Annotated in this window: 17 protein-coding genes, 3 pseudogenes and 1 riboswitch; of the genes and pseudogenes, 6 read left to right on the forward strand and 14 right to left on the reverse strand. The window is 68.8% G+C overall.

What is annotated here, in order from left to right:
* Positions 1-46 precede the first annotated feature (46 nt).
* From lnt to miaB, 7 genes and pseudogenes are all read right to left on the reverse strand, one after another.
* Positions 47-1738, reverse strand: coding sequence for an apolipoprotein N-acyltransferase (gene lnt, locus WJ35_RS13680; protein WP_060236790.1), 1692 nt, complete (start codon positions 1736-1738; stop codon positions 47-49).
* A 65-nt stretch (positions 1739-1803) separates the two neighbouring features.
* A pseudogene (locus WJ35_RS13685) lies at positions 1804-2693 on the reverse strand (HlyC/CorC family transporter).
* Positions 2694-2983: 290 nt separating this feature from the next.
* Positions 2984-3133, reverse strand: a complete 150-nt coding sequence (locus WJ35_RS31820; RefSeq protein ID WP_196222077.1) for a hypothetical protein — start codon at positions 3131-3133, stop codon at positions 2984-2986.
* Between the two features lie 58 nt (positions 3134-3191).
* Positions 3192-3824: a gamma-glutamylcyclotransferase gene (locus WJ35_RS13690; protein ID WP_060236787.1), complete on the reverse strand. Its 633-nt coding sequence runs from the start codon at positions 3822-3824 to the stop codon at positions 3192-3194.
* Positions 3825-3839: 15 nt separating this feature from the next.
* Positions 3840-4619, reverse strand: coding sequence for an rRNA maturation RNase YbeY (gene ybeY, locus WJ35_RS13695; RefSeq protein WP_010090746.1), 780 nt, complete (start codon positions 4617-4619; stop codon positions 3840-3842).
* A gap of 149 nt (positions 4620-4768) precedes the next feature.
* Entirely contained in the window at positions 4769-5812 is a 1044-nt protein-coding gene (locus tag WJ35_RS13700; RefSeq protein WP_069239309.1) for a PhoH family protein, read from the reverse strand.
* A gap of 32 nt (positions 5813-5844) precedes the next feature.
* Positions 5845-7218 (reverse strand): tRNA (N6-isopentenyl adenosine(37)-C2)-methylthiotransferase MiaB, encoded by a 1374-nt coding sequence (gene miaB / locus WJ35_RS13705; RefSeq protein WP_010090748.1) that lies wholly within the window; start codon positions 7216-7218, stop codon positions 5845-5847.
* 405 nt (positions 7219-7623) lie between these two features.
* Between miaB and WJ35_RS13710 the strand changes: the two genes are divergently transcribed.
* The gene (locus WJ35_RS13710) at positions 7624-8307 is read left to right on the forward strand and encodes a helix-turn-helix domain-containing protein (RefSeq protein WP_069239310.1); all 684 of its coding nucleotides are present in this window, start codon (positions 7624-7626) and stop codon (positions 8305-8307) included.
* A 137-nt stretch (positions 8308-8444) separates the two neighbouring features.
* Positions 8445-8595: riboswitch (FMN riboswitch) on the forward strand.
* 118 nt (positions 8596-8713) lie between these two features.
* Positions 8714-9445, forward strand: coding sequence for a 3,4-dihydroxy-2-butanone-4-phosphate synthase (gene ribB, locus WJ35_RS13715; protein ID WP_069239311.1), 732 nt, complete (start codon positions 8714-8716; stop codon positions 9443-9445).
* Between the two features lie 87 nt (positions 9446-9532).
* Here the strand turns inward: ribB and WJ35_RS13720 are convergent, their stop codons facing one another.
* The 4 genes and pseudogenes from WJ35_RS13720 to glpD form a co-directional block, all read right to left on the reverse strand.
* Complete coding sequence (locus tag WJ35_RS13720; RefSeq protein ID WP_010090753.1) at positions 9533-10219, reverse strand: HAD family hydrolase; 687 nt, start codon at positions 10217-10219, stop codon at positions 9533-9535.
* 196 nt (positions 10220-10415) lie between these two features.
* On the reverse strand, positions 10416-11132 hold the full coding sequence (locus tag WJ35_RS13725; protein ID WP_060236773.1) for an MIP/aquaporin family protein: 717 nt from the start codon (positions 11130-11132) through the stop codon (positions 10416-10418).
* A gap of 81 nt (positions 11133-11213) precedes the next feature.
* Positions 11214-12716 (reverse strand): glycerol kinase GlpK, encoded by a 1503-nt coding sequence (gene glpK / locus WJ35_RS13730; protein ID WP_060236770.1) that lies wholly within the window; start codon positions 12714-12716, stop codon positions 11214-11216.
* Positions 12717-12796: 80 nt separating this feature from the next.
* A pseudogene (gene glpD / locus WJ35_RS13735) lies at positions 12797-14322 on the reverse strand (glycerol-3-phosphate dehydrogenase).
* A 167-nt stretch (positions 14323-14489) separates the two neighbouring features.
* Between glpD and WJ35_RS13740 the strand changes: the two are divergent.
* Complete coding sequence (locus WJ35_RS13740) at positions 14490-14855, forward strand: hypothetical protein (protein WP_060236767.1); 366 nt, start codon at positions 14490-14492, stop codon at positions 14853-14855.
* A gap of 62 nt (positions 14856-14917) precedes the next feature.
* Here WJ35_RS13740 and WJ35_RS13745 read toward each other — a convergent pair whose 3' ends face one another.
* Together WJ35_RS13745 and WJ35_RS13750 are read right to left on the reverse strand one after the other, a co-directional pair.
* Entirely contained in the window at positions 14918-15115 is a 198-nt protein-coding gene (locus WJ35_RS13745) for a phage tail assembly chaperone (RefSeq protein ID WP_010090758.1), read from the reverse strand.
* A 304-nt stretch (positions 15116-15419) separates the two neighbouring features.
* The gene (locus WJ35_RS13750) at positions 15420-16199 is read right to left on the reverse strand and encodes a DeoR/GlpR family DNA-binding transcription regulator (RefSeq protein ID WP_010090759.1); all 780 of its coding nucleotides are present in this window, start codon (positions 16197-16199) and stop codon (positions 15420-15422) included.
* 213 nt (positions 16200-16412) lie between these two features.
* Here WJ35_RS13750 and WJ35_RS13755 point away from each other — a divergent pair.
* From WJ35_RS13755 to WJ35_RS13765, 3 genes and pseudogenes are all read left to right on the forward strand, one after another.
* Positions 16413-18054: pseudogene (locus WJ35_RS13755) on the forward strand (gamma-glutamyltransferase family protein).
* A gap of 334 nt (positions 18055-18388) precedes the next feature.
* The gene (locus WJ35_RS13760; RefSeq protein WP_010090761.1) at positions 18389-19216 is read left to right on the forward strand and encodes a ferritin-like domain-containing protein; all 828 of its coding nucleotides are present in this window, start codon (positions 18389-18391) and stop codon (positions 19214-19216) included.
* A 70-nt stretch (positions 19217-19286) separates the two neighbouring features.
* Positions 19287-19790 carry a hypothetical protein gene (locus WJ35_RS13765; RefSeq protein ID WP_060236766.1) on the forward strand — a complete coding sequence of 168 codons (504 nt, stop codon included), beginning with the start codon at positions 19287-19289 and terminating at the stop codon, positions 19788-19790.
* Here the strand turns inward: WJ35_RS13765 and WJ35_RS13770 are convergent.
* Positions 19787-21223, reverse strand: coding sequence for a DEAD/DEAH box helicase (locus WJ35_RS13770; RefSeq protein WP_060236762.1), 1437 nt, complete (start codon positions 21221-21223; stop codon positions 19787-19789). The two genes, WJ35_RS13765 and WJ35_RS13770, sit on opposite strands and share 4 nt — an antisense overlap.
* Positions 21224-21266: the final 43 nt, after the last annotated feature.

Below are 21266 nucleotides of genomic sequence, written 5' to 3' on the forward strand. Positions count from 1 at the left end.
GCGCGCAACCTGCCGTGACGGCCGGCGGGCCCACGGCCCGCCCGCGTCATGCCTCTTTGTCGCGGCGCGCAGCCTCGCCGTTGCGCCGCCGCAGCCCCGGCCCGAACGTGAATCCGAACGCGAGCAGCACGAACGACGCCGCGAGCACGGCGGCGTTGCCGCTCCTCACGTAGGGCGTGAAGCCGCTCGTGCCTTCGATGCGCACGTCGAGCGAGCCGACCGTGAACGGCTTGAGCTGGCCGAGCACGCGGCCGCGCGCGTCGATCGCGGCCGTCATGCCCGTGTTGGTCGCACGCAGCATCGGCCGGCCGGTCTCGAGCGCGCGCATCCGCGCGATCTGCAGGTGCTGGTCGAGCGCGATCGTGTCGCCGAACCACGCGAGGTTCGTCACGTTGACGAGCACGCCGGGCGGCTGCGGGTTGTCGCGAATGGTGGCGGCGATCTCCTCGCCGAAGATGTCCTCGTAGCAGATGTCGGCCATCACCGGCTGGTTGCGCACGAGGAACGGCTTCTGCACCGGCGCGCCGCGCGCGAAATCGCCGAGCGGCATCTTCATCAGGTCGACGAACCAGCGGAAGCCCCACGGGATGAATTCGCCGAAGGGCACGAGGTGGTGCTTGTCGTAGTGATAGATGTCGCGCGAATTCGGCGTCACGCCGTACAGGCTGTTCGTATAGTCGACGTAGCGCCCGTCGTCGGTGACCGACGCGCCGACCGCGCCGAACAGCACCGCGGAGCCCGTGCTGTCGCTGAACGTGCGCACCGCGCGCGCGAACGGCTCGGGCAATTCCTGGATCATCACCGCGATCGCCGTCTCGGGCGTGACGATCAGGTCGGCGGGCTTGTCGGTGATCATCTGCGTGTACATCTTGATCGCCGCGTCGATGCCGGCCTGCTCGAACTTGATGTCCTGCTTCACGTTGCCCTGCAGCAGCCGGACCGCGAGCGGCGCGTTAGCGGGCACGGTCCACGTCGCCTGCGACAGCGCGACGCCGGCCGCGACGAGCGCGAGCGCGACGCCGGCCGGCGCCGCGATGCGCACGCGCCGGTCGCCGCCGTTAGCCGCCTGCCGTGCGGGGGACCGACGGGCGGCGGCGAGCGCCTGCACGACCAGCGCGGCGAACAGCGCGAGCAGCCAGCCGATCCCGTACACGCCGACGATCGCCGCGAACCCCGCGAACGGGCCGTCGACCTGCGGATAACCGCTCGCGAGCCACGGAAAGCCGGTGAAGACGGTGCCGCGCAGCCATTCGCCGAGCGCCCACGCGCTCGCGAATGCGAACGCGCCGTGCCAGGTCGGCGAGAACGGCCGCGGGTCCGGTTCGCGGCGGTGCCACGCGTGGCCCGCGCAAAACGACCACAGCCCGGCCGAGAACGCCGGATACAGCGACAGGTACAGCGCGAACAGCACCAGCGCGCCGACGGCGAGCGGCGCGGCCATCTCGCCGTACACGTGCATGCTGATGAAGAGCCACCAGATGCCGGAGATGAAGTTGCCGAAGCCGAACGCGCCGCCCGTCAGCGCCGCGCTCTTCCAGCTCGCGGTGCGCGTGAGCTGCGCGAAAAACCAGACGAATACCAGGAGCTGCAGCCAGCCGCCGTGCGGCGTCGGCGCGAAGGTCAGGGTATTGACCGCGCCGGCGAGCAGCGCGGCGGGGTAGTGCCAGCGCGGCAGCGTGCGGCCGGGCGCCGGCGCGAGGAGGCCGCCTGCCGGGCGGGACGGGATCGGATCGTCCATGCGATTCGAAGGATGGCGAAAGCGGTTGGTGGAGACGCCGCGCGGGGCGCGGCGGTCAGGATGGGTCAGTCTTCGTGCGACGTCTCGGCGCGGCGGCTCGCGAGCGGGCTGCGGCGCACCAGCAGCACGTGGACCTGGCGCGCGTCGCCGCGCTGGATCTCGAACACGAGGTTGCCGAGCTGCAGCTTCTCGCCGCGGTGCGGGACGCGCCCGAAATGGTGCGTGATCAGGCCGCCGATCGTATCGACCTCTTCGTCGGGGAAATCGGTGCCGAACGCCTCGTTGAACTGCTCGATCTCCGTCAGCGCGCGCACGCGGTAGCGGCCGTCCGGCCCGGCGATGATGTTGCCGGCTTCCTCGTCGAAATCGTATTCGTCCTCGATGTCGCCGACGATCTGCTCGAGCACGTCCTCGATCGTGATCAGGCCCGCGACGCCGCCGTATTCGTCGACGACGATCGCGAGGTGGTTGCGGTTGACCCGGAAGTCGTGCAGCAGCACGTTCAGGCGCTTCGACTCCGGGATGAACACGACGGGACGCAGCATCCCGCGCACGTCGAATTCCTCTTCCGCGTAGAAGCGCAGCAGGTCCTTCGCGAGCAGCACGCCGATCACGTTGTCGCGGTTCTCCTCGTAGACGGGGTAGCGCGAGTGCGCCTTTTCGAGGACGAACGGAATGAAATCCTCGGGCTTGTCGGCGATGTTGATCGCGTCCATCTGCGCGCGCGGCACCATGATGTCGCGGGCGCACAGGTCGGACACCTGGAACACGCCCTCGATCATCGACAGCGAATCGGCGTCGATCAGGTTGCGTTCGTGGGCGTCCTGGAGGATTTCGAGCAACTCGCGCCGCGGGATTCGGGCTCGGGCGAGATGAAGTCGGTCAGGCGCTCGAGCAGCGAGCGCTTTTCATGCGGTTTGTCGTTGGACTTTCGACTGGGATACGAATCGTTCATGGTGGTGCGCCCGGTTCACGTCGGGGCGCGCTGTCACGGAAGTGGCAAGGATACACCAAGGGCAAGGCGCGACCGTGTCACCCCGGCCATCCGGCCGGGACGGGCAGCCGCGCAAGCCCCGCTCGGGGACAGGCGGGCTCGGCGCCACGCCGTCCTGTCGTTTCCATCCTATCTCAGAAAGGTGCGGTGGGGCAGCGTTGGACGAAATTCCGGGCAGACCGGCCGGTCGGGCGTCTTTTTCGGCGAGGGGTGGAGCGCGACGATTTGCCGCCGGCGGCGGGCCGCCGGGTTCAGAACCGCATGCCGGCCGAGCAGCCGCCGGCCGCCCCGCCGTTGGTCGCGGCGCCGCCGCAGCCGAATACGCCGCAGCCGGACAGCGCGACGCTCGCGACGACGATCAGTGCGACGGTTTTGCAGCGCGGCCAGCGGGGCGAGGTCATGGCGGGCGTCCTTCGAAGGTGAGCGGGCGGTGAGGGCGACGGGCGGCCGTGCTGCACGTCAGCGGCAGCGGGCCAGCAGTCCTTCCAGCGCGCGATCCGGGATGCCGCTCGCGCGCAGCGCGTCGACGGTCCGGCTCACGTAGTCGAGCGTCGTGCCGTAGCGCCCGGACGCGCAGCCGAACACTTCCTTCACGACGCGGTCTGGCAGCTTGCCGGTGTAGGTCGGTGCATCGCGCCGCATCACGAACGCGAGCGCCATCACGCGTTCGCCGTTCCCGAGCGAGCACGGCAGCCACGCGGGCCGGTACGAGCCCATCGGCATCTCGCGTTTCCACAGCGTTTCGAGGTGCGGCTGCGCGGTCGCGCCGGCGAGCCGGAACGCGATGCCGCTGCACGAGCCGCCGCGGTCGAGCGCCAGCACGAGGCCCGGGCGCTCCGGCGTGCCGCGGTTCACGCGCGACCACAGATAGAGGCCGCGGTGATAGCCGTGCACCTTGCCGTGCACGGCGTCGACGGTCGGCAGCCCGGGATTCCAGATCAGCGACCCATAGCCGAACAGCCACAGATCCTGCCGGCCGTCCCAGTCGCGCATCGTGTACGCGAGCGACGCCGCGAGCTCGTCTTCCGTCAGCAGCCGTCCCTCGCCGATCGACGGCGGGTACGCGGGCGGGAGCGTGGCGGCGTTGCGCATCGGGGGCGGGGCGGCTTACCGGTACGGGTTCGGGAAGCCCAGTTTCGCGAGGATGTCGACTTCGAGCGCTTCCATCTCGGCGGCGTCCTCGTCGCTCGTCTCGTGGTCGTAGCCCTGCGCATGCAGCACGCCGTGCACGAGCAGGTGCGCGTAGTGGGCGTCGAGCGGCTTGCCCTGCTCGCGCGCCTCCTTCTCGACGACCGGGCAGCACAGCACGAGGTCGCCGATCACGGTGCCGTCCGGCGCTTCGTCGTACGCGAAGGTCAGCACGTTGGTCGGGTAGTCCTTGTGCCGGTAGCTGTCGTTCAGCGAGCGGCCTTCTTCTTCGCCGACGAAGCGCACGGTGAGTTGCGCGTCGGCGAACAGCGCGGGCGCGATCCATTCGGCGATCAGCTTGCGCTTGGGGCACGCCTTGCGCACGTCGCCGGTGATCTCGTCGCCGTACTGGACGGCGAGGTCGAGCTCGGGATCGCGGATCGCTTCGTCATCGAGGCCGACGTCGGGCGGCGCGGGTTCGGCGCCGACGTGCAGCGTGATGCTGTCGTAGTGCTCGGGCTGGAGCGCGAGCTTCGCGCGCATCGCCGGATCGGCGTGCTGCGCGACGATCGCGACGGCGGCTTCGCCGGACGCGCCCGACAGGTCGAACATCAGGCTGCGGCCGTCGGGAAAATCGATTCGCAGCCCCTGCGCGTCGACGGATTTGACCTTGCCCTTCGCATCGAACAGCGAAAGACGGAGCGTTTCGGACGTGGCCTGGTCGGCGCGGACGGACTTGCGGGAGCGGGACGATTTCATGACGCGTCGGGCAATTGGAACGCGATGAGGATACACCAAACGGCCAATCCCGCCCGAATTCGGCCGGCGCGGGAGACGCGCGCCGCGCAGCCGAAAAAACGCCCGGCGCGCCGTGGGGCGGGCCGGGCCGGGCGTGACGAGCGGGCGCGTCAGTCGTCCTTGTGCTGCGCGTGGAACTCGTCGTATGCCTCGACGATGCGCGCGACGAGCGGGTGCCGGACCACGTCGGCGCTCGTGAAGCGCGTGAGCGCGATGCCGCGCACGCCGCCGAGCACCTGCTGTGCCTCGATCAGGCCGCTTTTCTGCGCGCGGGGCAGGTCGACCTGGCTCGTGTCGCCGGTGACGACCGCCTTCGAGCCGAAGCCGATCCGCGTGAGGAACATCTTCATCTGCTCGGGCGTCGTGTTCTGCGCCTCGTCGAGGATGATGAACGCGTGGTTCAGCGTGCGGCCGCGCATGTACGCGAGCGGCGCGATCTCGATCATCTGGCGCTCGAACATCTTCGCGGTCTTGTCGAAGCCGAGCAGGTCGTACAGCGCGTCGTACAGCGGCCGCAGGTACGGATCGACCTTCTGCGCGAGGTCGCCCGGCAGGAAGCCGAGCCGCTCGCCGGCCTCGACGGCCGGGCGCGTCAGCACGATGCGCTTGACCTGGTCGCGCTCGAGCGCGTCGACCGCGCACGCGACCGCGAGATAGGTTTTGCCGGTGCCGGCCGGGCCGATCCCGAACGTGACGTCGTGCGACAGGATCTGCTTCAGGTATTCGCGCTGCGCGGGTGTGCGGCCGCGCAGGTCGGCGCGGCGCGTGTAGAGCTTCGGCGCGGGCTCCAGCTCCTCGTCGTCGACGCGCATCACCGGCTCGTCGAACGGATGGTCGGGGTCGCCGCGGAAGCGCACGTCGAGCGTGTCTTCGACGCGGCCGTTGCCGCCCGTGTGACGCACCTCGACGAGCGCGAGCTGGATGTCGTCGACCGACAGCGGATCGCGCGCGCGGTTGTAGAAGTTTTCGAGCGCGGTGAGCGCGAGCTTGGCGCCGCGCCCGCGGATCGCGATCCGGTGGCCGCGCCGCTGCAGCGTGACGTCGAGCGCCTGTTCGATCTGCCGCAGGTTCTCGTCGAGCGGGCCGCAGAGATTCGCGAGGCGCGCGTTGTCGTCGCGCGGCGCGGTGAATTCCAGTGCTTGGGTGGGCTTCAAAGTGGCGTCGTGCTCCTGTGTCCCGTGGGGCGTCAGTGCGTGGCCGTGCTCGCGTCGTCGTGCGCGAGCACGAGCTCGCCGCGCAGCGAGTGCGGATACGCGTGATTGATCTTCACGTCGATCATCTGGCCGATCAGGCGCGGGTGCGATGCGAGCGGCGCCGGGAAGTTCACGACCCGGTTGTTCTCGGTGCGGCCCGCGAGCTCGTTCGGGTCCTTGCGCGACGGGCCCTCGACGAGGATGCGCTCGACCTTGCCGACCATCGACTGGCTGATGCGCGCGACGTTCTCCTCGATCGTCGCCTGCAGATGTTGCAGGCGCTTGAGCTTGACCTCGCGCGGCGTGTCGTCGTGCAGGTTCGCGGCCGGCGTGCCGGGGCGCGGGCTGTAGATGAACGAGAAGCTCGTGTCGTAGCTCATCTCGTGCACGAGCGCCATCATCTTGTCGAAGTCCGCCTCGGTCTCGCCGGGGAAGCCGACGATCAGGTCGGTCGACAGCGACAGGTCCGGGCGGATCGCGCGCAGCTTGCGGATCACCGACTTGTACTCGAGCACGGTGTAGCCGCGCTTCATCGCCATCAGGATCCGGTCGGAGCCGTGCTGGACCGGCAGGTGCAGGTGGTTCACGAGCTTCGGCACCTTCGCGTACATGTCGATCAGGCGCTGCGTGAATTCCTTCGGGTGCGACGTCGTGTAGCGAATCCGCTCGATGCCGGGGATGTCGGCGACGTATTCGATCAGCGTCGCGAAATCGGCGATCTCGGACGAGCCGGCCGTCAGCGCGCCACGGTACGCGTTCACGTTCTGGCCGAGCAGCGTGACTTCGCGCACGCCCTGGTCGGCGAGACCCGCGACTTCGGTCAGCACGTCGTCGAGCGGGCGCGACACTTCATCGCCGCGCGTGTACGGCACCACGCAGTAGCTGCAGTACTTCGAGCAGCCTTCCATGATCGACACGAACGCGCTCGGGCCCTCGACGCGCGCGGGCGGCAGGTGGTCGAACTTCTCGATTTCGGGAAACGTGATGTCGACCTGCGCGCGGCCGCTCGCGCGGCGCTGGTCGATCATCTGCGGCAGGCGGTGCAACGTCTGCGGGCCGAACACGAGGTCGACGTACGGCGCGCGCGACACGATCGACGCGCCTTCCTGGCTCGCGACGCAGCCGCCGACGCCGATCAGCAGGTCCGGCTTCGCCTCCTTCAGCTCGCGCACGCGGCCGAGGTCGGAGAACACCTTCTCCTGCGCCTTCTCGCGCACCGAGCAGGTGTTGAACAGGATGATGTCCGCGTCTTCCGGGGTGTCGGTCTTTTCGAGGCCTTCGGCGGCATTGAGCACGTCCACCATCTTGTCCGAGTCGTACTCGTTCATCTGGCAGCCGAAGGTCTTTACGTAAACTTTTTTCGTCATGGGGATTCGCCGTTCGCAGTGGTTGACCTGGGGGCGTCGTCTAGGGTGAATCGGGACGGCCGCGCGCTGCATGCACGCTGCATGATATGGCGCGCATTGGACAGGAAAGGCCGTCGGGAAAGCTTTCTATTATAGCTTTTCGCGGCCCGCCGGACCGGTGGCCGGTTGCGGGCGCGCGCCGCCGTGCCGGTGGGTTCCGGCCCCTTGCCGGCTCCATCCCGGCAAGGTGCGAGCGCAGACGCCGCGTGAAACACCCATTGCGCCGCGATGCTGATAACGGTGTGAAGATAACTTCGTTTGCCCGCTCCGGGCCCGGTGATAGCGTGTCAGTACGCGCCGTGCATGGCGCACTCCGATTCCGGCTTACCCCATTGCAGGGCCGCACGGCGGCCCGGAGGTCATGCTATGTCTACACCCCTGGCGCTGGTGCACGATGTGTCTTCCGTGGAGTCCGGCGACGCCGCCGATGTCCGGGCGCAGGCGTCGCTCGACGCGCTCGAGCAGGTCGTCGGCGTCAATCTGGCGCGGCTGCGCGCCGAGCGGCAGCTGTCGCTCGATGCGCTCGCGCGGCTGTCCGGCGTGTCGCGCGCGATGCTCGCGCAGATCGAGTCGGCGCGCAGCGTGCCGTCGATCAAGGTGCTGTGCAAGATCGCCGCCGCGCTGAAGGTGTCGGTTGCGGCGTTCCTGCGCCGCCATGCGGTGAACGGCTTCGAGCATCTCGCGGCCGACCGCGCGTCGCGCGTCGTCAGCGCGAACGGGCGCTTCTCGGCGCGCGCGCTGCATCCGGAAGGGGAGCCGGCCGCGGCCGAGTTCCACGAGCTGCGGATCGCGCCGCTGCATACCGAGGCGGGCGTGCGCCGCGCGCCGGGCACGACGATCAACCTGGTGGTCAGCGAAGGCACGCTGGAGGTGAGCGTGCACGATCGCCGCCAGCTGCTCGCGACCGGCGACGCGATCGTGTTCGACGCCGACCAGCCGCACAGCCTGCGCAATCCGGGCGACAGCGAGGCGCGCGCGTTTCGCGTGACGGTGAGCCCGGAGGTGCCGCCGCGCTGGCTCGTGCCGGATGCGGCGCGCGCGGCTGGCTAGGTGCGGCCGGCCAGGCGCGGCTGGCCAGGTGCGGCCGGCGCACATTAGACGGGGTCGTCAGTAAGGTTTTAGATGCGGTTCGCTGCGCCGCGCGTGCGGCTGTTGTATGCTTTGCCCGCCGGTTCGTCCGGCAATCAGTGCGTCTTCAGGGCGGGGTGGAATTCCCCACCGGCGGTAGGCTGGCGTCAAGCCGGCGAGCCCGCGAGCGCCCGCGCGTCATGCGCGGGGTCAGCAGATCTGGTCGAATGCCAGAGCCGACGGTCACAGTCCGGATGAGAGAAGATGTGCAGATGGTCATGTCCGTCAGGGCCGCTTCGCCGTGCGCGCGAAGCGGGTTGCCGTTCTGTCTGTTTGCAAATGCCCTGAAACGTTTTTCGCCCACTTCGTATTGCGAGGAGCGTTTCACATGTCCTTTGCTTCCGCTGTTTCGTCCCGTTCGCCCCGTTCGCCGGCGCCTGCCGACGCCTTCGCCGATCTCCCGTTGCTCGATTCCGAACCGGTGCCGCCGCGCATCGCCGCCGCGCTCGACGCATTGCGCGCGGGCCGCGCGGTCGTGCTGCAGGACGATCACGACCGCGAGAACGAAGCCGACCTGATCGTCGCGGCCGAGCGGATCACGCCCGAAACGATGGCGCTGCTGATCCGCGAATGCAGCGGGATCGTCTGCCTGTGCCTGACCGACGACAAGGTGCGCGCGCTCGCGCTGCCGCCGATGGTGCAGACCAACGAGAGCCGCAACGGCACCGCGTTCACGGTGTCGATCGAGGCGCGCGAAGGCGTGCATACCGGCGTGTCGGCGGCCGACCGCGTGACGACGATCCGCGCGGCGATCGCCGACGACGCGACGCCGCACGACATCGTGCGCCCGGGCCACGTGTTTCCGTTGCGCGCGCAACCGGGCGGCGTGCTCGCGCGCCGCGGCCACACCGAGGGCACGGTCGACCTGGCGATCCTTGCGGGGCTGAAGCCGGCCGGCGTGCTGTGCGAGCTGATGAACCCTGACGGCACGATGACGCGCGGCGACGATGTCGCGCGTTTCGCGCAGCAGCACGGCCTGCCGATGCTGACGATCGCTGAGCTGGTGGAATTCCGCGCGGCGCTTGCGGCCGCGCGTGAGTGCTGCATGAGCGCTGCATGAGCGACGCGTAGCGCGAACGCGATCCGGCTGCGCCGAGCGGCGCGCCGGGTTTCCGGCGGCGTGCCGTCCGCCGTCCGCCGTCTGCCGTTACGACTGCACGTCGCCGAACTCGCCGCGCATGCCGGCGGCGACGAGCGACGGCAGCTCGTCCATCTTCCGCATGATCCGCGTGATGCCCATCGCGCGCAGCGCATCCGCGTAGTTGTCGGGGATGTGGCTCGCGCCGACGAACGCGATCGTCTTCATCCCGGCCGCGCGTGCGGCGTTCAGGCCCGACACGCTGTCCTCGACGACGATGCAGCGCCCGGGCGCGACGCCGAGCGTGCGCGCCGCATGCAGGTAGACGTCGGGGTAGGGCTTCGGCCGCGCGACCTGCTCGGCGCTGAACACGCGCTCGCCGAAGATCTCGGTGAGCGCGGCGCGCTTGAGCGAGCTGCGCACGCGCGCGAGGCGGCTGTTCGACACGACCGCCGCGGGCAGGCTCACCTTCAGCAGCGCGTCGCGCACGCCGGTGATCGGCGCGAGCGATTGCGCAAGACCGGCCTCGATGTTGTGCTCGATCGTCTCGATGAAGTTGTCGGGCATCGTGATGCCGTAGCGCGTCTCGAGCCCGGTGAGGAAGCGCGAGGTCTGCTGGCCGAACGCGGTCTTCGCGGCGGCCTCGAAATCGATGTGCGGGAACGTGGCGGACAGCGTGTCGAGCAGCACGCGGTCGGCGATGACTTCGCTGTCGACGAGCACGCCGTCGCAGTCGCAGATGAGGTGATCGAGCATGATGGTGAAGAAGCAGGGGCGTCGGCGACGCCTGTCAGCCGCCATGATACGTGCTTTGCCGGGCGACAGCGCGCCGGCGCCGGCCGATCGGCGGCCGGTGCCGGCGCCGATGTCGGGCCGCGGCAGGCGCCACAGTGAAACAGCCCGCGGCCTTGCGGCGCGCGGGCTGCGTTGCTTCGGCGATGCGGGCCGCCGGTCAGTGCGGCGCGTGCAGCGTCAGGTACAGCCCGGCGGCGAGCGAGCCGCCGATCAGCGGGCCGATCACCGGAATCCACGCGTAGCGCCAGTCGCTGTCGCGCTTGCCGGGGATCGGCAGCAGCGCGTGCATGAGGCGCGGCGCGAGGTCGCGCGCGGGGCTCATCGCATAGCCGGTCGGGCCGCCGAGCGAGATGCCGATGCCGAGCACGAGCAGGCCGACGGGCAGCGCGTCGAGCGCGCCGAGGCCGACCTGCGGCGACGCGAGGTACAGCACGCCGAGGATCAGCACGAACGTGCAGATCGCTTCGGTCAGCACGTTGTGGCGGACGCTGCGGATCGCGGGCGCGGTGCAGAACACCGCGAGCTTCAGGTCGGGATCGGCTTCCTTCGCGAAGTGCTGGCGATAGGCGAGCCACACGACCAGCGCGCCCGCCATCCCGCCGAGCATCTGCGCGACGATGTAGCCGCCGACCTTCGACCACGCGAACTTGTGCGCGAGCGCGAGGCTGATCGTCACGATCGGGTTCAGGTGCGCGCCGCTGAACGACGCGGTCACGTAGACGGCGACGAATACCGCCATCGCCCAGCCCCACACGATCACGATCAGGTCCGCGCCCTTGCCCTTGGTGTTGGCGAGCAGCACGTTTGCGACCGCGCCGTTGCCGAGCAGCACGAGAATGGCCGTGCCGATGAATTCTGCGATATAAGGTGACATGTTGTCTCTCGTATGTCGCGGCGGACTCGCGCGCTGCGCGGTCCGCCGGTCATTGTTGTATGCGTTATGGATGACGAATGGTTACTGCGCGTCGTCGGCCCACGCCTTCGCGGCGCGCACCGCGCGCTGCCAGCCGGCCATGCACCGTTCGACCTGCTCCTTCGGCATCGACGGCGAGAAGCGGCGGTCGAGCTGCCACTGGCTGCGCAGTTCGTCGAGGTTCTTCCAGTAGCCGATCGCGAGGCCCGCGAGGTAGGCCGCGCCGAGCGCGGTCGTCTCGGTGATCTGCGGACGCACCGCGTCGACGCCGAGCAGGTCCGCCTGGAACTGCATCAGCAGGTTGTTCGCGCTCGCGCCGCCGTCGACGCGCAGTTCGCCGACGCTGATGCCCGAATCGGCCTCCATCGCCACGAGCACGTCGAGCGACTGGTACGCGATCGCATCGAGCGCCGCGCGCGCCAGGTGCGCGGACGTCGTGCCGCGCGTGACGCCGAACAGCGAGCCGCGCGCATGGGCGTTCCAGTGCGGCGCGCCGAGGCCGGCGAACGCGGGCACGAGGTAGACGCCGTCGGTGTGCGGCACGCTCTCGGCGAGCGCCTCGATCTCGGCCGCGCTCTTGATGATGCCCATGCCGTCGCGCAGCCACTGCACGACCGCGCCCGCGATGAAGATGCTGCCTTCGAGCGCGTACTGCACGTCGTCGCCGATCTGCCACGCGATCGTCGTCACGAGGTTGTTCTTCGACTCGATCGGCTTGTCGCCGGTGTTCATCATCAGGAAGCAGCCGGTGCCGTAGGTGTTCTTCACCATGCCCGACGTCGTGCACATCTGGCCGAAGAGGGCCGCCTGCTGGTCGCCCGCGATGCCGGCGAGCGGGATCTTCGACGCGAACACGGTGGTCTTCGTGTGGCCGTAGATCTCGGACGACGCCTTCACTTCCGGCAGCATGCTGCGCGGGATGTCGAACAGCTCGAGCAGCTCGTCGTCCCACTGGCGCGCATGGATGTTGAACAGCAGCGTGCGCGACGCGTTCGTCACGTCGGTCACGTGCAGCTCGTGCTTCGTGAAGTTCCACACGAGCCAGCTGTCGACGGTGCCGAACGCGAGCTTGCCCTGGTTCGCGCGGTCGCGCGCGCCGGGCACGTTGTCGAGGATCCAGCGGATCTTGGTCGCGGAGAAGTACGCGTCGATCGGCAGGCCGGTCTTCGCGCGCACCTTCGCTTCGAGGCCCTGCGCCTTCAGCGTGTCGCAGAAGTCGGCGGTGCGGCGGTCCTGCCAGACGATCGCGTTGTAGACCGGCTGGCCCGTCTCGCGATCCCAGACGATCGTCGTCTCGCGCTGGTTCGTGATGCCGATCGCGGCGATCGACGTGCCGTTCAGGCCGGTGCGGGTCACGGCCTCGGCCGCGACGCCCGCCTGCGTCGACCAGATTTCCTGCGGGTCGTGCTCGACCCAGCCGGGTTGCGGGTAGATCTGTTCGAATTCTTTCTGCGCGGTCGACACGATGTTGCCCTGGCGATCGAACAGCATCGCGCGGGAGCTCGTCGTGCCCTGGTCGAGCGCGAGGATGTACTGTTCCTGCATGTCTCTCATCTCCATCCGTAGTTGGCTTAGTTGTGATTCGCGCCGCACGGGGCGGCGCGATTTGGGTGAGTCGAAAACGGTCAGGCGTGTTGCGCGTGCGCGGCGGCGAACCACGCGTCGAGCGCGGCCGTCACCGCGTCGAGCGTGCCCGGCGCGACGTGCAGGCCGAGCTTCGAGCGGCGCCACAGCACGTCCTGTGCGCGCGTCGCCCATTCGACGTCGCGCAGGTAGCGCAGTTCGGCTTCGTGGATGCCCGGCGCGATCGCCCCGCGCCGAGCTCGGCGAGCGACTTCGCATTGCCGACCACGCGTTCCGCGCGCGTGCCGTACGCGCGCGCATAGCGGCGCGCGAGCTCGGCAGGCAGCCACGGATGACGCGCCGCGAACTGCGCGGCGAACGCGTCGAACTTCGCGTTGGCGATGTCGCCGCCCGGCAGCGGCGCGCCGGCGGTCCACGGCGCGGCGTCACGGCCGAGCGCGCGGCACAGCAGGTCGCCGGCTTCCTCGGCGAGCTTGCGGAACGTCGTGATCTTGCCACCGAACACCGACAGCAGCGGCGCGCCCGCGCCGTCGTCCATCTCGAGCCGGTAGTCGCGCGTGACGGCGGACGCATTGGCCGCGTTCTCGTCCTCGAGCAGCGGGCGCACGCCCGAATACGTCCAGTGCACGTCGGCCGGCGAGATCTTGCGCTTGAAGTAGCGGTTGATCGACTCGCACAGGTATTGCGTCTCGTTGCCGTCGATCGCGACCTTGGCCGGATCGTTCGTGTATTCGACGTCGGTCGTGCCGATCAGCGTGAAGTCGCGCTCGTACGGAATCGCGAAGATGATCCGCTTGTCCGGGTTCTGGAAGATGTAGGCGTGATCGTGATCGAACAGGCGGCGCGTGATGATGTGGCTGCCTTTCACGAGCCGCACGCTGTGCTGCGCGCCGCGGCCGAGCGCGCCGTGCAGCACGTCGCCGACCCACGGGCCGGCCGCGTTCGCGATCGCGCGGGCGCGCACGACGCTGATCGAGCCGTCCGCGAGTTGCAGCCGCGCTTCCCATTCGTCGCCCACCCGCTCGGCGGACACGAGCCTGGTGCGCGTCAGGATCTCGGCGCCGCGCTCCTTCGCGTCGAGCGCGTTCAGCACGACGAGGCGCGCGTCGTCGACCCAGCCGTCGGAGTACACGAAGCCGCGCTTGATCGAATCGATCAGCGGCGCGCCGGCCGCGTGGCGGCGCATGTCGATGCCGCGCGAGCCAGGCAGCAGCTCGCGCTTCGCGAGGTGATCGTAGAGGAACAGGCCGATGCGGATCAGCCAGGCCGGACGCAGGTTCGGCATATGCGGCATCACGAAGCGCAGCGGCCACATGATGTGCGGCGCCGCGCGCAGCAGCGTCTCGCGCTCCTGCAGCGCCTTGCGCACGAGCCCGAATTCCTTGTACTCGAGATAGCGCAGGCCGCCGTGGATCAGCTTCGTGCTGGCCGACGACGTGTGCGACGCGAGATCGTCCTGCTCGCAGAGCATGACCGACAGGCCTCGGCCGGCCGCATCGCGCGCGATGCCCGCGCCGTTGATGCCGCCGCCGACGACGAGCAGATCGTAGCGATTCGGTTGGGTCACCTGCTGTCCTTATCGTCTGATGGAAATTGACGAACAAGAAATGTTCGAATTCGAAATTTAACGAACGAATTCGAAAAAGTAAAGTTCGAAAAAGAGGGGAGGGGCGGGTGGCGCGCCGGGCGATCCCGGACGATACTGGCGGAATCGTCCGTTTCATGAGGTGAATCATGCGTATTGGGATGCGGGCCGGCGTTTGCGCCGTCCTTCTGGCGGGGTGCGCGGGCACGCCGCCGCTCGAAGGCAGCTGGCGGGCGCCGTCGTTCGTGGCGTTGCAGACGGCGTGCGGCGGCACGGCGCGCGACTGGGGCGCGGATGCGCAGCCGGTCTACTCGGCGATCTACGATGCGTATGTCGCGAAGCGGTATCGCGGGTTGTCGGAAGCGAGCTACTGCACGTTCGTAAACGAACTTTCGGCGCGCTATGCGGCGCCGGACGCGTCGGCGCGGGCCGGCTGGGTCGCGTATTTCAACGACGCGCGCGCGAAGGCCATCAGCTGGCGCGCGGCGGTCGATCCGACGCTGCGCGGCGGCTGAGCGTCGCCGCCCGGCCTGGGCGAGAGGAGAGAGGGGGCGGCCGGAAGCCGGCCGCGGTCAGGTCAGGAAAAGCGGCATTTGATGGATCGCAATGCCGCGTCGCCGGTTTCGGTCACGCAGTATTTGCGTCCCGAACCGAGCCCTTCGAGCCGGACGAGTTGCTGCTCGAGCAGCGCGTCGAGTTCATCGCGATCCATGTCGGCCTGATCGGGAGCGTCCTTCACAAGCAGTAGCGTGGCGAATTCATGCGGACTCAGCATCGTTCTCTCCATGGCATCCGGACTGCCCGCGCACACGGCTCGGCGGCCGGTGCGCGATACCCAGCGGGGGTATGGCTTGGGGGGAAAAGCTGCTTTCGCCGGCCCAACGGATCGCCCGCGCCTTGGCACAGGCGGGACGGACGAACAGGCCGGGGAACTGGAGTCTAGTCGAGCGCGCGGGCAGCGCCAAATCGCGCCCCATTAATTTTCCGTTTGACAGGCGGATGCGCGGCAAGCGGTCTTGCTGTGCCGCCAACTTCTTGATTTCACTTGAAGTTCTGGGTGCGGCGCAGCATCGCGACGGTCATTCCGCGACGTACACCTGGGTGCCGGCGGCCGCGACCGTCTCCGCCATGTCCGGCGGCAGCGGCTTGTCGGTGAAGAGCGCGTGCACCTGGCTCAGGTGCCCCTGGCGCACGAGCGCCGGACGGCCGATCTTCGAATGATCGGCCACGAGATAGACGGTGCGCGCATGCTGCATGATCGCCTCGGCGACCCGCACCTCGCGGGTGTCGAAGTCGCGCAGCGTGCCGTCGGTCTCGATCGCCGACGTGCCGATGATCGCGTAGTCGACCTTGAACTGGCGGATGAAGTCGATCGCCAGCTCGCCGACGATCCCCTTGTCCCACGGCCGCACGATGCCGCCCGTGATCAGCACCTCGCAGTCCGGGTAGCCGCTCATCATCGACGCGACGTTCAGGTTGTTGGTGATCACGTGCAGCCCGTGATGGCGGTTCAGCGCGCGCGCGACCTCCTCGGTCGTCGTGCCGAGGTTGATGAACAGCGACGCCTGGTCGGGGATGTGCGACGCGGCGAGCGCCGCGATGCGCCGCTTCTCGTCGTGGAACATCCGCTGGCGGGCGGTGTACGACACGTTCTCCGAGCTCGTCGGCAGGCTCGCGCCGCCGTGGTAGCGGCGCAGCAGGTTCAGGTCGGCGAGCCAGTTGACGTCGCGGCGGATCGTCTGCGGCGTCACCGCGAAGTGCGCGGCGAGATCGTCGACGGTCACGAAGCCGTCGCGCTGCACCCATTCGAGCAATTCCTGCTGGCGCGCGTTGAGGGTGAGGCGAGGGTCTCGGGTCATGGCTCGATGCCGAAGGCGTGAACACGGAAGCGGGTATTGTAAGGGTGTTCGGCCGCCAGGCCGGGCGCGGCTCGCTTGGCGCGCCGCCGATGATTCATGTGCGCAATGCATGGATTCATGTGACGAATGAATTTGCGCGACCGTGCCGATCGCGCTGCAATGGCGGATTGTCCGCGTTCGCGCGCTCATTCAGTTTCCTTCGAGGTGGAATCGATGACCGGCTTCAACTGGCACAACCCGTATCCGACGACGCGCATCCCGGTGTTCGCGCGCAACGTCGTGTCGACGTCGCATCCGCTGGCCGCGCAGGCTGGCCTGCGGATGCTGTGGAAGGGCGGCAACGCGGTCGACGCGGCGCTCGCCGCCGCGGCCGCGATCACGGTGGTCGAGCCGGTGTCGTGCGGGCTGGGCGGCGATGCGTTCGCGCTCGTGTGGGACGGCCGGCGGTTGCACGGGCTGAATGCGTCGGGCGTCGCGCCGGCCGCATGGAACGCCGACTATTTCCGCCGGCGTCACGGCGAGGACGCGCACGGCCACGCACGCAAAGCCGATGCGCGGCTGGGACACGGTCACCGTGCCGGGCGTCGTCGCGGGCTGGGAGGCGCTGCATGCGAAGTTCGGTTCGCTGCCGTTCGCGGACCTGCTCGAGCCGGCGATCGAGATTGCCGAGCGCGGCCATGCGGTGCCACCGATCGTCGCGCACAAGTGGGCGGCCGCGGTGCCTGAGCTGAAAGGGCTGCCGGGCTTCGCGGAGACCTTCATGCCGCGCGGCCGCGCGCCCGAGGTGGGCGAGCGCGTGTGCCTGCCCGGCCATGCGCAGACGCTGCGCACGCTCGCGAAGGACGGCGCGCGCGCGTTCTACGAGGGCGCGCTTGCCGAGCGGATCGCCGCGTTCGCGCGCGACGGCGGCGGCGCACTGACCGAAGCCGACCTGCGCGCATACCGGCCGGAATGGGTCGAGCCGATCGGCAAGCGCTTTCGCGGCTACACGATTCACGAGATCCCGCCGAACGGGCAGGGCATCGCCGCGCTGATCGCGCTCGGCATCGCCGAGCACGCGGGCGTCGCCGAGTGGCCGGTCGATTCGCCGGAATCGCAGCACCTGCAGATCGAGGCGATGAAGCTCGCGTTCGCGGACGTCTACCGCTACGTCGCCGACCCGCGCGCGATGGAGGTCACGCCGGCGCAGATGCTCGACGACGCGTACCTCGCCGAACGGGCGAAGCGGATCGACCCGGCGCGCGCGACGCACTTCGGCCACGGCCGGCCGCCGTCGGGCGGCACGATCTATCTGTCGGCGGCCGACGAGCGCGGGATGATGGTGAGCTTCATTCAGTCCAACTACATGGGCTTCGGCTCGGGCCTCGTCGTGCCGGGTACGGGGATTGCGCTGCAGAACCGCGGGTACGGCTTCTCGATGGACCCTGCATCGCCGAACGTCGTCGCGGGCGGCAAGCGGCCGTTCCACACGATCATTCCGGCGTTCGTGACCGAACAGGCCGACGGCCGCACCGACGCGGTGATGAGCTTCGGCGTGATGGGCGGCGACATGCAGCCGCAGGGCCATCTGCAGACCATCGTGCGGATGCTCGGCTACGGCCAGCAGCCGCAGGCGGCGTGCGACGCGCCGCGCTGGAAGGTCAACCGCGACTTCACGCTCGACGTCGAGTCGAGCATGGATCGTGCGACGGTCGGCGCGCTCGCGGTGCGCGGCCACACGATCAAGTCGGTCGACGATCCCTACATGGATTTCGGCTCGGGCCAGTTCGTGTGGCGGCTCGACCGGGACGATCCCGAGCGCGGCTACGTTGCCGCGAGCGACAGCCGGCGCGACGGGCTCGCCGCCGGTTTCTGACGGAACGCTTCCAGTCGGCGGCGGCGCCGATCCGAGGGCGATCGGCAAAACAGCCAACCAGCCGACCAGCCGACCAGCCGGCTTGACGTGGCGCATGTCGTGGCACGTGCGGGGTTCGAAGAACCCGTCTAACGAAGCGCAACATGGCGGGTGGAACTGCGCGCGCCGGGTACGGTCAGTGGTTGAAGCACGAACATAAATCTCCGGCTAAGATGCCAGGATGGTTCGGCCGGACCAAGTCACTATAAATGCAAGCAAAACGTCGCCTGCGGGCGCCGGGCCGGTGCCGAAGGGAAGGGCCGGCGCGCCGCGCGACGACTGGGAGCGCAACACCATGCAGACTGAAACGACGCATGTCATGCCGTGGCGAATCGAGGACATCGACCTTACGCGGATCGATCGTCAGCGCGCCGCGGCGAACGAGGATTTGCTGCTGCTGCTGTGCGCGGCGTCGTTCATCGAGAGCGGTTCGGATCTCTACACCAGCAACCTGAGTGAATTCTTCAACGACGATCCGGAAGTGTCGGCGTGGCTCAACAATGCATGGGAGCACGAAGAATTGCAGCACGGCCGCGCGCTGAAGGCCTACATCGCGCACGTCTGGCCGGAGTTCGACTGGGATACCGCCTTCGCGAATTTCTTCGACGAGTACTCGAAGACCTGCTCGATCGAAGCGTTCGAGAAGACCCGCGCGCTCGAGATGGTTGCGCGCTGCGTCGTCGAGACGGGCACGGCCACGCTCTATCGCGCGATCAACGAGTGCTCGGACGAGCCCGTGCTGAAGGAAATCACCGACAACATCCGCACGGACGAAGTGCGCCACTACAAGCACTTCTTCAAATATTTCAAGAAGTACAACCAGCTCGAGGGCAACGGCCGGCTCGCGGTGCTCGGCGCGCTGACGCGCCGCGTGCTGGAAATCAAGAACGAGGATTCGGAGATCGCGCTGCGCCACGTGTTCGCGATCCGCTATCCGGACCGCATCGGCGACGGCGAATACAGCCGCGCGCGGGTCGCGCGCATCAATGCGCTCGTGCGTCGCAACCTGTCGGCGGACATGTGCGTGAAGATGCTGCTCAAGCCGCTCGAGCTGCCCGCGAAGATCCAGCCGGGCGTTCACTATCCGCTCACGAAGCTCACGCAGCACGTGTTCTTCCGCTGATCGCCGCCTGCCGGGCGGCCTGCCGCGGGTATGCTGCGGCATCCTTCACGTTCGACGAGGCCGCTCCATCATGACCGATTCACATCGCCGCGCACTCGAGCAATGGACGTTCGATGCGTGGCCGCCGGCCGTCGCGTCGTTGTTCGACGGCTCGGCGCTCGAGCGCAAGGCCGACGTCGCGGCGTCGCTGATCGTTGCGACCGACGACGGCCAATTGCGCACGACGCTCCTGAGCGTCGGCGAGATCTACGCGCGCGATGCGCGCGTGCTGCTGCTCGCGCTGTGGCCGCAATCGCGCGCGGCGCGCGCGCTCGCGCAACGGCGCGCGGCCGCGCTGACGCTCGTCGCCGACGGCGCGTTCTTTCAGGCGCAATTGAAGATCGAGCCGCTCGAAGGCGACTTCGGCGGGCTCGCGGGTTTCGTCGCGACGATCGCGCACGGCGATGCGCAGCGCGTCGGCTATGCGCGTCTCGCGACAGGCGTCACGTTTGCGCTGGAAGGGGAGCGCGCCGCGGTGCTCGAACGCTGGCAACGCCAGGTCGAGCACCTGCGGCGCGCGGCCGCGCGTCTTTAGTGGCCGCGCTGGCCGCTGCGCGACGAACGATTGCGGTTCGCGTGCGCGGCGTTGCCGTTGGCCGCCCGCCCGCTACCGCCGCCGCTCGCCGGACGCGGGCCATTGCCGCCCGCGTTGCCCGGCTTCGCGGCTTTCTGCTGTGCCGCCTTGGGCTGCGACGACTTCGGCGCGCCGTCGCGCTTCGCGGCCGGTTGGCCCGCGCCGCCCGCACGCGGCGCGCGATTGCCGCCACCGCCGCCGCCGCGCGGCTGCTGCCCGCGGCGCTGCTGGATCGGCTCCGGCTTCGCGTTCGGGTCCGGCTCGAAGCCCGGGATCACTTCCTGCGGAATCTCGCGCTTGATCAGCCGCTCGATGTCGCGCAGCAACTGCTTCTCGTCGACGCACACGAGCGACACCGCTTCGCCGGTCGCGCCCGCGCGGCCGGTGCGGCCGATCCGGTGCACGTAGTCTTCCGGCACGTTCGGCAGGTCGAAGTTGACGACATGCGGCAGCTGGTCGATGTCGATGCCGCGCGCGGCGATGTCGGTCGCGACGAGCACCTGCAGCGTGCTGTTCTTGAACTCCGCGAGCGCGCGCGTGCGCGCCGACTGGCTCTTGTTGCCGTGGATCGCCATCGCGCTGATGCCGTCCTTCGTCAGCTGTTCGGCGAGCCGGTTCGCGCCGTGCTTCGTGCGCGTGAATACGAGCACCTGGAACCAGTTGTGCTCGCGGATCAGATGCGTGAGCAGCTCGCGCTTGCGGTCGCGGTCGACCGGGTGGATCTTCTGCGCGACGGTCTCGGCGGTGGTGTTGCGGCGTGCGACCTCGATCAGCGCCGGCGAGTCGAGCAGGCTGTCGGCGAGCGCCTTGATCTCGTCGGAGAAGGTGGCCGAGAACAGCAGGTTCTGGCGGCGCGGCGGCAGCTTCGCGAGCACGCGCTTGATGTCGTGGATGAAGCCCATGTCGAGCATCCGGTCGGCTTCGTCGAGCACGAGGATGTCGAGCTGCGACAGGTCGATCGTCTTCTGCTGCATGTGATCGAGCAGGCGCCCCGGCGTCGCGACGACGATGTCGACGCCGCGCCTGAGCGCGTCGATCTGCGGATTGATGCTGACGCCGCCGAACATCACGGTCGAGCGCAGCTTCAGGTACTTGCTGTACGCGCGCACGCTTTCCTCGACCTGGGCGGCGAGTTCGCGCGTCGGCGTGAGGATCAGCGCACGCACCGCGCGCTTCGCGTGATGGTGTTCGGCGTAGAAGGTGTGCAGGCGCTGCAGGATCGGCAGCGTGAAGCCTGCGGTCTTGCCGGTGCCGGTTTGCGCGCCGGCGAGCAGATCGCCGCCGCCGAGCACGGCGGGGATCGCCTGCGACTGGATCGGCGTGGGCGATGTGTAGCCGAGCTCGTTGACCGCTTTGACGAGCGGTTCGGCCAGGCCAAGAGATTCAAAAGACATAGATACGACTCTGGAGTTTTATGATCGGCGACGCATCGCGCGG

The organism is Burkholderia ubonensis (genome assembly GCF_001718695.1).
GTDB lineage: Bacteria > Pseudomonadota > Gammaproteobacteria > Burkholderiales > Burkholderiaceae > Burkholderia > Burkholderia ubonensis_B.

Bases quoted from the DNA above. Each gene is read 5' to 3' on its own strand.
- lnt (WP_060236790.1), bottom strand. From the start codon at position 1,738: ATGGACGATCCGATCCCGTCCCGCCCGGCAGGCGGCCTCCTCGCGCCG.
- WJ35_RS31820 (WP_196222077.1), bottom strand. From the start codon at position 3,133: ATGACCTCGCCCCGCTGGCCGCGCTGCAAAACCGTCGCACTGATCGTC.
- WJ35_RS13690 (WP_060236787.1), bottom strand. From the start codon at position 3,824: ATGCGCAACGCCGCCACGCTCCCGCCCGCGTACCCGCCGTCGATCGGC.
- ybeY (WP_010090746.1), bottom strand. From the start codon at position 4,619: ATGAAATCGTCCCGCTCCCGCAAGTCCGTCCGCGCCGACCAGGCCACG.
- miaB (WP_010090748.1), bottom strand. From the start codon at position 7,218: ATGACGAAAAAAGTTTACGTAAAGACCTTCGGCTGCCAGATGAACGAG.
- WJ35_RS13710 (WP_069239310.1), top strand. From the start codon at position 7,624: ATGTCTACACCCCTGGCGCTGGTGCACGATGTGTCTTCCGTGGAGTCC.
- ribB (WP_069239311.1), top strand. From the start codon at position 8,714: ATGTCCTTTGCTTCCGCTGTTTCGTCCCGTTCGCCCCGTTCGCCGGCG.
- WJ35_RS13720 (WP_010090753.1), bottom strand. From the start codon at position 10,219: ATGCTCGATCACCTCATCTGCGACTGCGACGGCGTGCTCGTCGACAGC.
- WJ35_RS13725 (WP_060236773.1), bottom strand. From the start codon at position 11,132: ATGTCACCTTATATCGCAGAATTCATCGGCACGGCCATTCTCGTGCTG.
- glpK (WP_060236770.1), bottom strand. From the start codon at position 12,716: ATGCAGGAACAGTACATCCTCGCGCTCGACCAGGGCACGACGAGCTCC.
- WJ35_RS13740 (WP_060236767.1), top strand. From the start codon at position 14,490: ATGCGTATTGGGATGCGGGCCGGCGTTTGCGCCGTCCTTCTGGCGGGG.
- WJ35_RS13745 (WP_010090758.1), bottom strand. From the start codon at position 15,115: ATGCTGAGTCCGCATGAATTCGCCACGCTACTGCTTGTGAAGGACGCT.
- WJ35_RS13750 (WP_010090759.1), bottom strand. From the start codon at position 16,199: ATGACCCGAGACCCTCGCCTCACCCTCAACGCGCGCCAGCAGGAATTG.
- WJ35_RS13760 (WP_010090761.1), top strand. From the start codon at position 18,389: ATGCAGACTGAAACGACGCATGTCATGCCGTGGCGAATCGAGGACATC.
- WJ35_RS13765 (WP_060236766.1), top strand. From the start codon at position 19,287: ATGACCGATTCACATCGCCGCGCACTCGAGCAATGGACGTTCGATGCG.
- WJ35_RS13770 (WP_060236762.1), bottom strand. From the start codon at position 21,223: ATGTCTTTTGAATCTCTTGGCCTGGCCGAACCGCTCGTCAAAGCGGTC.